Below are 16,286 nucleotides of genomic sequence, written 5' to 3' on the forward strand. Positions count from 1 at the left end.
TCGCCGTCCGAAGAACACGAACGTACGATCAGGGCCCTGCTTCGGCAGGGCCCTGATCGTGTTTTGGGCAGATCATTTCCGACCGCCCCTTCGGCGCCCCTGGAATTCGTGAAGGAATTCACGATCAATAGCCGTATCATTCGATCAAGGTTCAATGGGACCCGCGACGTCCGTCAATGCTTTTGAGGCATTACCTCTTTCGGGTTCGTCAACCGGTGTGTGCAGGCCAATTCTGTTTACCGTGCTCTTTTGACATCACTCAGGGGTACCTACAATCCGTCCACATCTTGAGCTCAGCCCAAGCGTCAAGGAGGACGAATGGCGGGGCTTTCTTACCCCTCTGAGTTGGACCACCCCACATACCTCGCGGCCGCGGTGCTCACCAACGGCAACAGGGTCATCGTGGCCGTCATCGCGGCGGTAGCCCTCGCCGCGCTGGTGGTCGCGGGGATCCTGGTGCGCCAGGTGCTCGCCGCGGGCGAGGGCACCGACAGCATGAAGAAGATCGCCGAAGCGGTTCAGGAAGGCGCCAAGGCGTATCTCGCCCGGCAGCTGCGCACGCTCGGCGTATTCGCCGTCGTCGTCTTCTTCCTGCTTCTGCTGCTGCCCGCGGACGACTGGAATCAGCGTGCCGGGCGTTCGGTGTTCTTCCTGATCGGCGCGGTGTTCTCGGCCGCCACCGGCTATATCGGCATGTGGCTCGCGGTACGGAGCAATGTGCGGGTCGCCGCCGCGGCCCGGGAAGCGACCCCGGGCGAGGGCGAACCCGAAAAAGATCTCACCACCGTCTCGCACACCGCGATGAAGATCGCATTTCGCACGGGCGGTGTCGTCGGCATGTTCACGGTGGGCCTCGGCCTGCTGGGCGCCTCCTGCGTGGTGCTCGTCTACGCCGCCGACGCGCCGAAGGTCCTGGAGGGCTTCGGCCTCGGCGCCGCCCTGATCGCCATGTTCATGCGTGTCGGCGGCGGCATCTTCACCAAGGCCGCCGACGTCGGCGCCGACCTGGTCGGCAAGGTCGAGCAGGGCATCCCGGAGGACGACCCGCGCAACGCCGCCACGATCGCCGACAACGTGGGCGACAACGTCGGCGACTGCGCGGGCATGGCGGCCGACCTCTTCGAGTCGTACGCCGTCACCCTGGTGGCCGCGCTGATCCTCGGCAAGGTCGCCTTCGGCGACTCCGGGCTCGCCTTCCCGCTGCTGGTGCCGGCCATCGGGGTGATCACCGCGATGATCGGCATCTTCGCGGTCGTCCCCCGGCGCGCCGACCGCAGCGGCATGACCGCGATCAACCGCGGCTTCTTCATCTCCGCGGTGATCTCCCTCGCGCTGGTCGCCGTCGCCGTCTTCGCCTACCTGCCCTCCAGCTACGCCGACCTCAGCGGAGTGACGGACGCGGCGATCAAGGCCAAGGACGGCGATCCGCGGATCCTCGCCCTGGTCGCGGTGGCCATCGGCATCCTGCTCGCGGCCGTCATCCAGCAGCTGACCGGCTACTTCACCGAGACCAACCGGCGCCCGGTCCGCGACATCGGCAAGACCTCCCTGACCGGACCCGCCACCGTCGTCCTGTCCGGCATCTCGCTCGGCCTGGAGTCCGCCGTCTACACCGCGCTGCTCATCGCGCTCAGTGTGTACGGCGCGTTCCTGCTCGGCGGTACGTCGATCATGCTCGCGCTGTTCGCGGTCGCGCTGGCCGGCACCGGCCTGCTGACCACGGTCGGGGTGATCGTCGCCATGGACACCTTCGGGCCGGTCTCCGACAACGCCCAGGGCATCGCCGAGATGTCCGGCGACGTCGAGGGCGCGGGCGCGCAGGTGCTCACCAACCTGGACGCGGTCGGCAACACCACCAAGGCGATCACCAAGGGCATCGCGATCGCCACCGCGGTGCTCGCGGCGTCGGCGCTCTTCGGGTCGTACCGCGACGCGATCACCACCAATGTGCAGGACGTCGGGGAGAAGCTCAGCGGGCCCGGCGCGCCGCTGAGCCTGTCCCTGGACATCTCGCAGCCCAACAACCTGGTCGGCCTCATCGCGGGCGCCGCGGTCGTCTTCCTCTTCTCCGGGCTGGCCATCAACGCCGTGTCGCGGTCGGCGGGCTCGGTGGTGTTCGAGGTGCGGCGGCAGTTCCGTGAGAAGCCGGGGATCATGGACTTCACGGAGACGCCCGAGTACGGCAAGGTCGTCGACATCTGCACCAAGGACGCCCTGCGGGAGCTGGCCACGCCCGGACTGCTCGCGGTGATGGCGCCGATCTTCGTCGGGTTCACGCTCGGCGTCGGCTCGCTCGGCTCCTACCTCGCCGGTGCGATCGGCGCGGGCACGCTGATGGCGGTGTTCCTCGCCAATTCCGGCGGCGCCTGGGACAACGCCAAGAAGCTGGTGGAGGACGGCCACCACGGCGGCAAGGGCAGCGAGGCCCACGCGGCCACGGTGATCGGCGACACGGTCGGCGACCCCTTCAAGGACACCGCGGGGCCGGCGATCAACCCGCTGCTGAAGGTCATGAACCTGGTCTCGCTGCTCATCGCGCCCGCGGTGATCAAGTTCTCCTACGGCCAGGACAAGAACCTCGGCGTACGGATCGGGGTCGCGATCCTCGCGCTGCTGGTGATCGGCACGGCCGTGTACATCTCCAAGCGGCGCGGCATCGCCGTCGGCGACGAGGAGGAGAGCCCCGAACGGGTCGCCAACTCGGCCGACGCGGCGGTGGTTTCGTAGGTTTCGGGAGACGTCCTGCGCAAAGGACGGGCGGGCGGGGCGTTCGAAGGACGCGCCGCCCGCCCGTTCGTGTGCGCGGGTACGGCCCCGTCGTGAGCCTTCTCTCGCGCAAAAAGTAATAAAAGGTACTTAGGGAGCGATCGGTGTGCGGAGGGTGTGCGTCCGCCGTGTAGGGTCCGGGGCCCGAGAGCCATGGAAGGGACCAATCCGGTGAACAAGAAGCTCGCGGCCGCACTGTCCGGCGGTGCGGTACTGGTGGCTGCGCTGTCGGGATGCAGCGGCAACAGCGCCCCCAAGGGGCCCGACCCCAAGCTCGTCAGCTGGGCCAAGTCGGTGTGCGACGCCGTACCCGCGCAGGACGCGAAGATCAAGGCGGCGAACGCGGCGATCTCCACGACGGCCGCCGACACGGCCAAGCCCGAGACGCTCCAGAAGACCGACTCCAAGGCCTTCCAGGACATGGCCGACGGCTACAAGGCGATCGCGACCGCGGTCAACGAGGCGGGCGCGCCTCCCGGGGTCTCCGGCGGCGCCAAGCGGCTCGGCGACGTCGTGAAGAGCTTCAACAGCCTCTCGACCTCCTACGCCGATCTTAAGAAGCAGGTCGACGGCCTGGACACCAAGGACCAGGCGAAGTTCGCCTCCGGGCTGCACGACGTCGCCACGCAGATGACCGAGCTGGAGAAGAAGCACCAGAGCGGCACTCAGTCGCTGAAGGCCCTCCAGCAGGGCGAGGTCCAGGACGCCATCGCCCAGCAGCCCAGCTGCAAGAAGGTCGCCTCCTCGACGTCGTCCTCGCCCTCCGCGGCGTCCACGGCGGGCTGATCCACGACCGAGGAGCGATGTCCACGGCGGGTCGGCCGGTGTCCGACGTGGATGGGGGACGGCTGTGTGCGCCGTCCCCCTCGGCCCGCGCGGGACACAATGGGACCGTGACTGACTCCGGACCCGCCCCCCTGCCCGCCGCCGACCGTCCCGAGGCCGCCGCGCGGCTGCGGGACGCGCTGCTGGCCGCCTCCTTCACCGCCGACGGGCTGCTCGAACTGCTCGGCGCGCCCGCGTACACGGCGCTGGCCCGCAGCGAGACCGTGCCCGCGCTACGGGCGACCCGTGGCGACACGCCGCTGGAGACCCTCGTACGGCTCTTCCTGCTCCAGCAGCCCGTGCCCCGCGCGCGGGTGGCCGCCGTGCTCCCCGTCGAGGAGGCGGTCGAGACCGGGTGGCTGGTGCGGGTGGGCGGCGACGAGGTGGCCGCCACGGTGGATGTACGGCCGTACGGCGGGCCCGGCGGCGAGGACTGGTTCATCGTGTCCGACCTGGGCTGCGCGGTCGGCGGCGCGGGCGGTATCGGGCAGCGGGCCGAGGGTGTCGTGCTGGGGGTCGGGGGCGCGTCCACCACGCTCGCCGGGATCACCGTGCGGGCGCCGGTCGCCGCCGCCCTGGACCTCGGCACCGGCTCGGGCATCCAGGCGCTGCACGCCTCCCGGCATGCCACGCGCGTGACGGCGACCGACCTCAACCCCCGCGCGCTGCACATCACGGCGCTCACGCTGGCGCTCTCCGGCGCGCCCGCCGCCGAGCTGCGCGAGGGCTCGCTGTTCGAACCGGTCACCGACGACGAGACGTTCGACCTGATCGTCTCCAACCCGCCCTTCGTGATCTCCCCCGGCGCCCGGCTCACCTACCGCGACGGCGGCATGGGCGGGGACGATCTGTGCCGCTCGCTCGTCCAGCAGGCGGGGGAACGGCTGAACGAGGGCGGGTTCGCGCAGTTCCTCGCCAACTGGCAGCACGTGGCGGGGGAGGACTGGCAGGACAGGCTCAGGTCGTGGGTGCCGCGCGGGTGCGACGCCTGGATCGTGCAGCGCGAGGTGCAGGACGTCACGCAGTACGCCGAGTTGTGGCTGCGGGACGCCGGGGACCACCGGGGCGACCCGGCGGAGTACCAGGCACGGTACGACGCCTGGCTCGACGAGTTCGAGGCGCGCAAGGTCAAGGCGATCGGCTTCGGCTGGATCACCCTGCGCAGGACGGGTGCGGCCGAGCCGTCCCTCATGGTGGAGGAGTGGCCGCACCCGGTCGAGCAGCCCCTCGGGGACACCATCCGGGCGCACTTCGAACGCCTCGACTACCTCCGCGAGCACGACGACGCGGCGCTGCTCGCCCACCACTTCAGGCTGGTCGGCGAGGTGGTGCAGGAACAGGTCGGGCTGCCCGGCGCGGAGGACCCCGAGCACGTCGTGCTCCGCCAGCACCGCGGTATGCGCCGCGCGACCAAGGTGGACACGGTCGGCGCGGGCTTCGCGGGCGTCTGCGACGGCACCCTGAGCGCCGGCCGCATCCTGGACGCCATCGCCCAGCTGATGGGCGAAGACTCCGTCCGCCTCCGCGACCAGACCCCGGCCCAGATCCGCCTCCTGGTCGAACAGGGGTTCTTGGAGCCGGTGGTCTGAGGGGTCGACCCCGCGCGGGACCGCCGAGCACCTGGTTCGGGGGCCTCGTGGGGTCGGCGCGCCTCGTGACCGGCGGCGGCCCCGGACACGCGGGTCGCCGCGCCGTCCGGGGCGCGCGAGGGACGTCGTCCGCGGTGGGCGCGGAAAACGGCGGGACGGGCCCGCCCGGGACGTGCGCACAAGGTGCCGATGGCGGCGGACCCCGGACGTGCCCACATGGGCGGCCCGGCAGGGATCGGACCGACCCGGCCGCACGCCTGCACCCCGAACAGGCGCCCCCGACCGGGCTCGGCGGGCTCGTGACCGGCGGCGGCTCTGGGCTCTGTGTCGGCGTGCCTGTCTGGGTCCGGCGTGGTTCGGGTTGGTCGCGTGGCCCGTTCAGTGGGTCTGGACTCGGCATGGGCGCGCCCGCTGAGGTCCGGCGCGGCTCGGTGGCGGCCGGGGCTCGTGGCTCGGGCCCGCCCGGCACGGCATCGTCCGCGCCGACCGCCGGTGGTCTGCGCGCCCCCGGAGCACGGCAGGCCCATCTGTCCCGGCACCGGCGCCACCGACGGACCGCCGACGCCCCCGCCGCCTTCTTGCCGCGCGCTGCCCCCGCCGTGTCCCGGTGGTCGGCCGCGAAGGTGGATCCTCTCCTAGGGTGCGCCGTCGTACGCGGGAGGCGCGCGCCGTCGGCTTGGGCGCGCCCGGAGGCCCCTCCCGGCCATGGGCGGACTCGTCGTACCCGGTCCGCGCCCGCTTCTGGGCCGGCCGACGCCCAAAGGTGCTCGTCCTCCTCGTCGGCAGGCCGCCGTACGCGGGCGTGCGCCGCCCCGGCTCGGACGCTCGCGGAGGCGGATCCCGTCATGCGAGGGCCCGGCCCGAGACGTCCTCCCTCGGCCCCCGGCCCATGCCCCCGGCGCTCCCGGCCGCCCCGCCGATTGCAAAACGGCCGGAAAAATATCTGGCCCGGGGCGGGGAAGCCGCACTCGCGCTTCCCGCCCCCTCGGGCGTCGTTCCGGCGGCCCCCCGTTCACCCCGATGTCGCCCGGTCGTCGCCCCCGCGTGTCAGGGTCCACGCGCTGGGTGGAGTCGGAAGGGGTGGGTGACGGATGGAGCGGGGGCCGGCGGCTTTCGTCGGATTGGTGTTTGTCCTGTTCGGAGGGGCTCTGCTGGTGTGGACCGGGGTGCGGCTGCGGCGCGGTGAGGCGGTGGCCCTCGGTGTGAACCGGGTCGCATCGGCCACCCTCGCGAGCGTGGCCGGAACCCTCGCGCTGGCCCTCGGCGGCTACTGCCTCACGCGCCTCTGACGTCGGCGGCCGCCCGCTCCCCGGTGCGTCGCGAGAGTAAGAGGAGTGTCACGCTCCGGACAGACCCGGACGGGTACCCGGCACTCCGGGCGGCAGGAATGCCGGTAGTCGGGTTACCGTTCGAGTGGCCGTTGTGGGCTTTTCCCGTTTGACACGGGGGCGGGATGTACCGTCACACTCCGCAGCGCCACACGTGCCAGCAGTACGCCGCGACCCCGGGAGCAAGGCCCGGGGAAGCCACAGCGTCGACCGGAGAGAAGAGCGAAGTTGTCCCCGACCAGCGAGACCGCACAGGGCGGCCGCCGACTCGTCATCGTCGAGTCGCCTGCCAAGGCGAAGACGATCAAGGGCTACCTCGGCCCCGGCTACGTAGTCGAAGCGAGCGTCGGGCACATCCGTGACCTCCCCAACGGCGCCGCCGAGGTGCCCGAGAAGTACACCGGTGAGGTGCGCCGCCTCGGCGTGGACGTCGAGCACGACTTCCAGCCGGTCTACGTGGTCAACGCGGACAAGAAGGCGCAGGTCAAGAAGCTCAAGGACCTGCTGAAGGACTCCGACGAACTCTTCCTGGCCACCGATGAGGACCGCGAGGGCGAGGCCATCGCCTGGCACCTCCAGGAGGTCCTCAAGCCGAAGATCCCCGTCAAGCGGATGGTCTTCCACGAGATCACCAAGGACGCGATCCGCGAGGCCGTCGCCAACCCGCGCCAGCTCAACCAGAAGCTGGTCGACGCCCAGGAGACCCGCCGCATCCTCGACCGCCTCTACGGCTACGAGGTCTCGCCGGTCCTGTGGAAGAAGGTCATGCCCCGGCTGTCGGCCGGCCGTGTCCAGTCCGTCGCCACCCGGCTCGTGGTCGAGCGGGAACGCGAGCGCATCGCCTTCCGCTCCGCCGAGTACTGGGACCTCACCGGCACCTTCTCCACCGGCCGCACGGGCGACTCCTCCGACCCGTCGTCGCTGGTCGCGCGCCTGGCGACCGTCGACGGACGGCGTGTCGCGCAGGGCCGCGACTTCGACTCCGTGGGGCAGCTGAAGACCGCGAACACCCTCCACCTGGACGAGGCGACCGCCCGCGCGCTGGCCGCCGCCCTGGAGAACACCCGCTTCGCCGTGCGCTCGGTGGAGTCGAAGCCGTACCGCCGCTCGCCGTACGCGCCGTTCCGTACGACCACGCTCCAGCAGGAGGCCAGCCGCAAGCTCGGCTACGGCGCCAAGGCGACGATGCAGATCGCCCAGAAGCTGTACGAGAACGGCTACATCACGTACATGCGTACGGACTCCACGACGCTGAGCGAGACCGCCATCGCGGCCGCCCGCGCCCAGGTCACGCAGCTGTACGGCGCCGACTACCTGCCCCCGCAGCCGCGTACGTACGCGGTGAAGGTGAAGAACGCGCAGGAGGCGCACGAGGCGATCCGCCCCTCGGGTGATCGTTTCCGCACCCCCGCGGAGACCGGTCTGACCGGCGACCAGTTCAAGCTGTACGAGCTGATCTGGAAGCGGACCGTCGCCTCCCAGATGAAGGACGCGACCGGCAACAGCGTGACCGTGAAGATCGGTGGCACCGCCGCCGACGGCCGGGACGTGGAGTTCAGCGCCTCCGGCAAGACGATCACCTTCCACGGCTTCCTCAAGGCGTACGTCGAGGGCGCCGACGACCCGAACGCCGAGCTGGACGACCGCGAGCGCCGGCTGCCGCAGGTCGCCGAGGGCGACGCGCTGTCCGCCGAGGAGATCACGGTCGACGGCCACGCCACCAAGCCCCCGGCCCGCTACACCGAGGCATCCCTGGTCAAGGAGCTGGAAGAGCGAGAGATCGGCCGCCCGTCGACCTATGCGTCGATCATCGGCACGATCCTCGATCGCGGCTATGTCTTCAAGAAGGGCACGGCGCTCGTGCCGTCCTTCCTGTCCTTCGCCGTCGTAAACCTTCTGGAGAAGCACTTCGGCCGCCTGGTCGACTACGACTTCACCGCCAAGATGGAGGACGACCTCGACCGCATCGCCCGCGGCGAGGCCCAGGCCGTGCCGTGGCTGAAGCGCTTCTACTTCGGCGAGGGCACCATCAGCGGCGCCGCCGCCGACGCGGGCAACGGCGACGGGGACCACCTCGGCGGCCTCAAGGAACTCGTCACCGACCTGGGCGCGATCGACGCCCGCGAGGTGTCCTCGTTCCCGGTGGCCAACGGCATCGTGCTGCGGGTCGGCCGCTACGGGCCGTACATCGAGCGCGGCGAGAAGGACTCCGAGCAGCACCAGCGCGCCGACATCCCCGACGACCTGGCGCCGGACGAGCTGACCGTCGAGCTGGCCGAGAAGCTGCTGGCCGAGCCCAGCGGCGATGTCGAGCTGGGCGCCGACCCGGCCACCGGCCACCAGATCGTCGCCAAGAAGGGCCGCTACGGCCCGTACGTCACCGAGATCCTCCCCGAGGGCACTCCGAAGACCGGCAAGAACGCGGTCAAGCCGCGCACCGCCTCCCTCTTCAAGTCCATGACGCTGGACACGGTGACGCTGGACGAGGCGCTGAAGCTGATGTCCCTGCCGCGTGTCGTCGGCGCGGACGCCGAGGGCCAGGAGATCACCGCCCAGAACGGCCGCTACGGTCCGTATCTGAAGAAGGGCACGGACTCGCGCTCGCTCCAGTCCGAGGACCAGCTCTTCACCATCACGCTGGAAGAGGCCCTGGCGATCTACGCCCAGCCGAAGCAGCGCGGGCGGGCCGCCGCCAAGCCGCCGCTGAAGGAGCTGGGCGAGGACCCGGTCTCCAAGAAGCCGGTCGTGGTCAAGGACGGCCGCTTCGGGCCGTACGTCACCGACGGCGAGACCAACGCGACCCTGCGCTCCGGCGACAGCGTCGAGGAGATCACTCCGGAGCGCGGCTTCGAACTCCTTGCCGAGAAGCGCGCGAAGGCCCCGGCCAAGAAGACCGCCAAGAAGGCGCCCGCGAAGAAGGCCGCCCCGGCGAAGAAGACCGCCGCCAAGAAGACGGCGGCCAAGAAGACGACGGCGAGCGCCGCGAAGAAGACGACGGCGAAGAAGGCGACCACGAGCGCCGCCAAGAAGGCGACGGCGACCAAGTCGACGGCTTCCGGTTCGGAGGACTGAGCCCGGCTCGGCTCACAGGGCCGAGACCCCGGGCGTCTCGTTTCGCCCCGCGCACGCCCCGGCATCACTTTGGTGTCGGGGCGTGCGCATGCCAGGAGTGCGGGGTGTGGTGTCGGTGGCTGCGGATAGGCTGAACGCATGACGCGAGCCGAGCAGCCAACGGCCCACACTCCAGCACCGGACGACGCCCTGGTCGCGGACTCCCGCGAACGCGCCGTGCGTTCCCTGTTGCGCCGACCGCAATTGCGGCGCCTGTGGAGCGCGCAGCTGGTGAGCGGTGTCGGCGACACCCTCGCCCTCCTCGTCCTGGTCGTCCTCGTCCTCCAGGCGGCGATCGTCCAGGGATCGTTCGGCGGCGGCTACCGAGGCGTGGCGTTCGCGGTCGCGACGGTCTTCGCGGCCCGCGGCCTCGCCGCGCTGCTCTTCGGCGCGGTCCTGCTCGGCCCGCTGACGGCGCTCACCGCCCAGGAGGGCCCGCTCGACCGCCGCTGGACCATGGTCGGCGCCGACGGCCTGCGCGCCGCGCTGCTGATCGTGGCCCCCCTGTGGATCGACTGGACCCCGGCGGACGCACCGGCCGTGCTGCTGGTCACCGCCTTCGTCACCGGCGTCGCCGAGCGGCTGTGGACGGTGTGCCGCGAGGGCGCGGCCCCGGCCCTGCTGCCCGCCCCGCCGCCGGAGGGCGCGACCGTCCGGCCGCTGCCCGACCACATGGACGCCCTGCGCCGCCTCGCGCTGCGCACCGCCTTCCTCGCCGTACCGCTGGCCGCCGCCGCCCTGGTCGTCGCCGCCCTGCTGAACAACCTGCTGGGCACCGGCCTGCCCTGGTTCGACCAGCACCACGCGGCCCTCGCGTCGTATGTGGCGGCGGGCCTGTTCGCCGCCTCCCTCTCCCTGCTGACCTTCCTGGAGCTGCCCGGCACGCGCACCCCGCGCCCCCGGTCCCCGCTGGAGGGCCTGCGCCGCCCGCGCACCGGCGCCGGTGTCGACAAGGGGCGCACGGGCGCGATCCCGCTGCTCGTCCTCGCCTGCGCCGCCGTGGCCGGTGTCATCGCCGCCGCCGTCTCCGTGTGCGTGCTGCACGCGACCGACCTGGGCGGCGGCCCGGTCCTGTTCGGCCTGCTGGTGCTCGGCCTGACCGGTGGCGTCGCCGCCGGCATCCGTACGGCCCCCGCGGTGCTGCCCTCGCTGTCCCGCCGCCGGCTGCTGGCCCTGGCGATCGCCTTCACCGGCATCGCGCTGCTGGCCGCCGGTCTGGTCCCGGACGTCACCACGGTGCTGCTGATCGTCACCCTGGCGGGCCTGGGCGCGGGCGTCGCCGCCAACACCGGGCACGCCCTGCTCGACCAGGAGACCGAGGACTACCGCCGGGCGCGCGTCACCGAGCACCTCCAGGCCGTCGTCCGCGTCTTCATAGCGCTGGGCGCGGTGATCGCCCCGGTGGTCGCCGGGCTGATCGGCCGCCACCGGCTGGAGAACGGCCGCTTCGTGTTCGCGCACGGCGGCGCCTCGTTCACCCTGATGCTGGTCGGCGCGCTGCTGCTGCCGGTGGCCGCGCTGGTGCTCGCCAAGGTGGACGACCGGTCCGGCATCCCGCTGCGCCAGGACCTCAAGGACGCGCTGCTCGGCGGCGACGACCCGGTCGAGGCGCAGGCCGTGAACGGCTTCTTCATCGCCCTGGAGGGCGGCGACGGCGCCGGCAAGTCCACCCAGGCCGAGGCCCTCGCCGAGTGGATCCGCGGCAAGGGCCACGAGGTCGTGCTCACCCGCGAGCCGGGGGCCACCCCGGTGGGCAAGCGGCTGCGCTCGATCCTGCTGGACGTCTCCTCGGCCGGCCTGTCCCACCGCGCGGAGGCGCTGCTGTACGCCGCCGACCGCGCCGAGCACGTCGACACCGTCGTACGCCCCGCCCTGGAGCGCGGCGCGGTGGTGATCTCCGACCGCTACATCGACTCCTCCGTCGCCTACCAGGGCGCGGGCCGCGATCTGTCCCCGACCGAGATCGCCCGCATCAACCGCTGGGCGACCGACGGCCTGGTGCCGCACCTGACCGTGCTGCTGGACGTCGCCCCGGAGGCCGCCCGGGAGCGGTTCACCGAGGCGCCGGACCGGCTGGAGTCGGAGCCCGCGGAGTTCCACGCGCGCGTGCGCTCCGGTTTCCTCACCCTGGCTGCCTCCGACCCCGGCCGCTATCTGGTGGTCGACGCCGGGCAGGAGCCCGAGGCCGTCACCACCGTGATCCGGCACCGCCTCGACACCGTGCTGCCGCTGTCCCAGGCCGAGATCGAGGCCCAGGAGGAGGCGCGCAGGAAGGCCGAGGAGGAGGCCCGCCGCAAGGCCGAGGAAGAGGCCGCGCGCAAGGCCGAGGAGGAGCGCCTGGAGCGGGAGCGCCAGGAGGAGCTGGCCCGGCTGCGGGCCGAGGAGGAGGAGCGCAAGCGCCGCGAGCTGGAGGAGGCGCAGCGCCGCGAGGCCGAGCGGCAGGCCGAGGAGGCCCGGCAGCGGGCGGCCGAGGCGGCCCGGCGCGCCGAGGAGGAGCGGCTGCGGCTGCTCGCCGAGGAGAAGGCCCGCGCCGAGGAGGAGGCGCGCCGCAAGGCGGAGGAGGAGCGCCGCCGCCAGCAGGCCGAGGAAGAGGCCCGGCTGCGCGCGGAGGAGGAGGCCCGCCAGGCCCGGATCCGCGCCGAGGAGGAGGCCCGCGAGGCCAAGGAGCGTGCCGAGGAGGCGGCCCGGCGCCTGGAGGCGCAGCGCAAGGCGGAGAGCGCCCTGCTCCGTGCCGAGGAGGCCCGCCGCCAGGCCGCCGAGGCCGCGGCGGCCGCCGATGTGGCCGCCCGCAGGCCCGGCAGCCCCCAGCCGAAGGCCCCCGGCGTGACCTCGGACGCGGTCACGGTCGCCACCCCGGTGGTGTCGCCCGGCCCCGGCACGGACGAGACGGTGCCCACGCCGGTCGTCTCGCCGGACGAGGACGAGCGGCCCTTCGGCCGGGATGCCCGGAACGCCCGTCACTCCTCCTCCGAGGCCGAGACGACCGCCGAGCTGCCCCAGCCGCCGGCCGCTCCCGGCGCCGCGGACGAGACGGCGGTGCTGCCGCAGGTGCCCGTGAGCGCCGCGGATGAGACGGCCGTGCTGCCGCAGGTCCCCGCGAGCGCCGCCGACGAGACCGCCGTACTGCCGCAGGTGAGCGCGGACGAGACGGCCGTGCTGCCGCCCGTGCGCGAGGACGCCCCGGCGGACCGGATGCCGCGCGGCTTCTTCCGCGACGAGCGGACCGCGGGCCCGGACGGCTCCGAGGACCGCACCCGCGAGATGCCCCAACCCGGCACCGGGGGCACCGCCCGTCGCCGCCCGCGCCCCGACTGGGCCGAGGAGACCCCGCTGGACGATCTGCCGTCCCTGGCGGACGAGTTGCTGGGCTCGTACGACGACGAGGACGGGCCCCGCAGGGGTCGCCGGGGCTGATCCCGGACTCCTTCGAGGACGGCGCTCGCGTCCTGCTGCGGCAGGGGGCGGGCGCCGTCCGCGTTTCCGGCGTGGTCCTGGTTGTCAGACCCCACCCGCACAATGGAGGTCGGAACGCGGAGTGTGACGGAAGGGCGGCGTGACCCATGAGCGTGTGGGACGACCTCGTCGGGCAGGAGAAGGTGAGCGCGGTGCTGGGCGCCGCCGCTCGGGACGCCGACGCCCTGGTCACCGCCGCCGCGGCGGACGAGCCGCTGCCGGAGACGTCCCGGATGACGCACGCGTGGCTGTTCACCGGGCCGCCCGGCGCGGGCCGCGACCAGGCGGCGCGGGCCTTCGCCGCGGCCCTCCAGTGCGTGAGCCCCGACCGGGCCCTCGGCGGCGCCCCCGGCTGCGGCTTCTGCGACGGCTGCCACACCGCGCTGCTCGGCACCCACGCGGACGTCACCGCGGTCGCCGCCGTCGGCGCGGAGATCCTGGTGAAGGACATGCGGGACACGGTCCGCAAGTCGTTCACCGCGCCGGCGAACGGCCGCTGGCAGATCATCCTGGTCGAGGACGCCGAGCGGCTGAACGAGAAGTCGGCGAACGCCGTGCTCAAGGCCGTCGAGGAGCCCGCCCCCCGCACGGTCTGGCTGCTGTGCGCCCCCTCCATCGAGGACGTCCTGCCGACCATCCGCTCCCGCTGCCGCCACCTGAACCTGCGCACCCCGTCCGTGGACGCGGTCGCCGACATGCTCGTACGACGCGACGGCGTGGACCCCCGGGCCGCCGCCGACGCCGCCCGCGCCACCCAGGGGCACGTGGACCGCGCCCGGCGCCTGGCCACCGACCCGGCCGCCCGCGAGCGCCGCGCCGCCGTCCTGAAGCTCCCGCTGCGCCTGGACGAGGTCGGCGCCTGCCTGCGGGCCGCCCAGGAACTGGTCGACGCGGCCGCCGAGGACGCCAAGCAGCTCGCCGAGGAGATGGACGGCAAGGAGGCCGAGGAGATGAAGGCGGCGCTCGGCGCGGCCCAGGGCGGCCGGCTGCCGCGGGGCACGGCGGGCGTGATGAAGGACCTGGAGGACATGCAGAAACGCCGCCGGACCCGCACCCAGCGCGACAGCCTGGACGTGGCCCTCGGCGACCTCACCACCTTCTACCGCGACGTCCTCGCCCTCCAGCTCGGCTCCCGGGTGGCACTCGCCAACACCGACGCGGAGGACGCCCTGGACCGGCTGGCCCGCGCCGGTTCCCCGGAGTCCACCCTGCGCCGCATCGAGGCGATCGCCGCGTGCCGCGAGGCCCTGGACCGCAATGTGGCTCCGCTGCTTGCGGTGGAGGCGATGACGATGGCGTTGCGGGCGGGCTGACGATGGCGATGGCGTTGCGGGCGGGCGGGCTGACGTTGCCCCACCTGATCCCCCCGCCCTGCCCCACCTGATCCCCCCCGCCCCGCTCCGTCCCCCGTACGGGGCGACAATCCCGACTCCTCGCATCCGTCGCATCGCCCAGCGTTACCCTCGCCTGATGCAGACCAGGTCCTTCCCCTCCCGGCCGCGTGACGGGCGCCCCGCGGCCCGCGCCCGGTTCACGGCCGTCGCCCTGATGACCGCGGCGCTCCTCGTGTCCGCGTGCTCCCCTGGCAGCAGCTCGATCAAGCCGTCCTCGGCGGCGTCGGCAGGGACCGACGCGGCGAGCGTCCCCGTCCTGGCCCCGCTGCCGCGCGCGCTTCCGGCCGCGCTGGCGCCGTACTACACACAGCGGCTGACCTGGCGCGACTGCGGCGCCCCCGGCTTCCAGTGCGCCACGATGAAGGCGCCGCTGGACTACGACCGGCCGGGCGCGGGCGACGTACGGCTCGCGGTGACCCGCAAGGCCGCCACCGGCAAGGGCAAGCCGCTCGGTTCCCTGCTGGTCAACCCGGGCGGCCCCGGCGGCTCGGCGGTCGGCTACCTCCAGCAGTACGCCGCTCTGGGCTACCCCGCCGAGGTCCGCGCCCGCTACGACATGGTGGCGATGGACCCGCGCGGCGTCGCCCGCAGCGAGCCCGTCCAGTGCCTCGACGACCGCGGGATGGACACGTACACACAGACCGATGTGACCCCCGACGACCGGGCGGAGCAGAACGCGGCGGTCGCGGCGGACGAGAAGTTCGCCCGTGCCTGCGGGGAGCACTCGGCGCGGCTGCTGCGGCATGTCTCCACGGTCGAGGTGGCCCGGGACACGGACATCCTGCGCGCGGCGCTGGGCGACGCGAAGCTGAACTACGTCGGGGCGTCGTACGGCACGTTCCTCGGCGCGACCTACGCCGGTCTCTTCCCGAGCCGGGTGGGCCGGATGGTCCTGGACGGCGCGCTGGACCCCTCGCTGGACTCCCGCACGGTGAACCTGGAGCAGGCCCAGGGCTTCGAGACGGCGTTCCAGGCGTTCACCCAGGACTGCCTGCGCCGCACCGACTGCCCGCTCGGGAGCAGGGGTACGACGCCGACGCGGGCCGCCGACCACCTCAGGGCCTTCTTCCGCAAGCTGGACGGCCACCCGGTGGCGACCGGCGACGGCGACGGCCGCAAGCTGGGCGAGGCGCTGGCCACCACCGGCGTGATCGCGGCGATGTACGACGAGGGCGCCTGGGCCCAGCTGCGCGCGGCGCTGACCTCGGCGATGAAGGGTGACGGCGCGGCGCTGCTCGCCCTCTCCGACAGCTACTACGAGCGCGACGCCAAGGGCCACTACAGCAACCTGATGATGGCCAACAACGCCGTGAACTGCCTGGACCTGCCGCCCGCCTTCACCGGCCCCGATCAGCTGCGGCAGGCGCAGTCCGCGTTCGAGAAGGCGTCACCGGTCTTCGGCGAGGGCCTGGCCTGGCAGTCGCTGAACTGCGCGTACTGGCCGGTGCGGGCCACGGGCGAGCCGCACCGCATCACGGCGAAGGGCGCGGCGCCGATCGTGGTCGTCGGCACCACCCGGGATCCGGCCACCCCCTACCGCTGGGCCCAGTCCCTGGCCGGCCAGCTCTCCTCCGGCCACCTCCTGACCTACGCAGGCGACGGCCACACCGCCTTCCTCCGCGGCAGCACCTGCGTCGACTCCGCCATCGACACCTACCTCCTCCACGGCACCCCGCCCTCCCGGGCCAAACGCTGCTCCTAGAGCGTGTCTCTTTGATGGGTTGGTCAGTTGATCGGATGTGTCTGTCCGATTAGTGATCACTGATGCGATGTGGGACCGGATCGAGCCGCTGATGCCGGCCGATCCGGTCCGCGGGCGG

General features: G+C 72.8%; 8 protein-coding genes. All 8 read left to right on the plus strand.

The genetic code is table 11. From position 1 onward, the window contains the following. The first annotated feature begins 318 nt into the window (after nucleotides 1–318). Complete coding sequence (locus tag ACLF5H_RS28010; protein WP_421678780.1) at nucleotides 319–2,727, plus strand: sodium-translocating pyrophosphatase; 2,409 nt, start codon at nucleotides 319–321, stop codon at nucleotides 2,725–2,727. A 192-nt stretch (nucleotides 2,728–2,919) separates the two neighbouring features. After that, entirely contained in the window at nucleotides 2,920–3,552 is a 633-nt protein-coding gene (locus tag ACLF5H_RS28015; RefSeq protein ID WP_421678781.1) for a small secreted protein, read from the plus strand. A gap of 107 nt (nucleotides 3,553–3,659) precedes the next feature. Next, entirely contained in the window at nucleotides 3,660–5,180 is a 1,521-nt protein-coding gene (locus ACLF5H_RS28020) for a DUF7059 domain-containing protein (RefSeq protein ID WP_421678782.1), read from the plus strand. A gap of 1,124 nt (nucleotides 5,181–6,304) precedes the next feature. Next, nucleotides 6,305–6,469, plus strand: coding sequence for a hypothetical protein (locus ACLF5H_RS28025; RefSeq protein ID WP_346077898.1), 165 nt, complete (start codon nucleotides 6,305–6,307; stop codon nucleotides 6,467–6,469). 267 nt (nucleotides 6,470–6,736) lie between these two features. Beyond that, complete coding sequence (topA, locus tag ACLF5H_RS28030; RefSeq protein ID WP_421678783.1) at nucleotides 6,737–9,580, plus strand: type I DNA topoisomerase; 2,844 nt, start codon at nucleotides 6,737–6,739, stop codon at nucleotides 9,578–9,580. A gap of 138 nt (nucleotides 9,581–9,718) precedes the next feature. Beyond that, on the plus strand, nucleotides 9,719–13,033 hold the full coding sequence (gene tmk / locus ACLF5H_RS28035; protein WP_421678784.1) for a dTMP kinase: 3,315 nt from the start codon (nucleotides 9,719–9,721) through the stop codon (nucleotides 13,031–13,033). A gap of 146 nt (nucleotides 13,034–13,179) precedes the next feature. Further along, nucleotides 13,180–14,385 (plus strand): DNA polymerase III subunit delta', encoded by a 1,206-nt coding sequence (locus ACLF5H_RS28040; RefSeq protein ID WP_421678785.1) that lies wholly within the window; start codon nucleotides 13,180–13,182, stop codon nucleotides 14,383–14,385. Between the two features lie 157 nt (nucleotides 14,386–14,542). After that, nucleotides 14,543–16,168, plus strand: a complete 1,626-nt coding sequence (locus ACLF5H_RS28045; protein ID WP_421678786.1) for an alpha/beta hydrolase — start codon at nucleotides 14,543–14,545, stop codon at nucleotides 16,166–16,168. The last annotated feature ends 118 nt before the right edge of the window (nucleotides 16,169–16,286 follow it).

This window comes from Streptomyces sp. LaBMicrA B280 (genome assembly GCF_049222185.1).
In the GTDB taxonomy this organism is placed as follows: Bacteria; Actinomycetota; Actinomycetes; order Streptomycetales; family Streptomycetaceae; genus Streptomyces; species Streptomyces murinus.

Bases quoted from the DNA above. Each gene is read 5' to 3' on its own strand.
- ACLF5H_RS28040 (WP_421678785.1), top strand. From the start codon at position 13,180: ATGAGCGTGTGGGACGACCTCGTCGGGCAGGAGAAGGTGAGCGCGGTG.
- ACLF5H_RS28015 (WP_421678781.1), top strand. From the start codon at position 2,920: ATGGAAGGGACCAATCCGGTGAACAAGAAGCTCGCGGCCGCACTGTCC.
- ACLF5H_RS28045 (WP_421678786.1), top strand. From the start codon at position 14,543: ATGCAGACCAGGTCCTTCCCCTCCCGGCCGCGTGACGGGCGCCCCGCG.
- tmk (WP_421678784.1), top strand. From the start codon at position 9,719: ATGACGCGAGCCGAGCAGCCAACGGCCCACACTCCAGCACCGGACGAC.
- ACLF5H_RS28010 (WP_421678780.1), top strand. From the start codon at position 319: ATGGCGGGGCTTTCTTACCCCTCTGAGTTGGACCACCCCACATACCTC.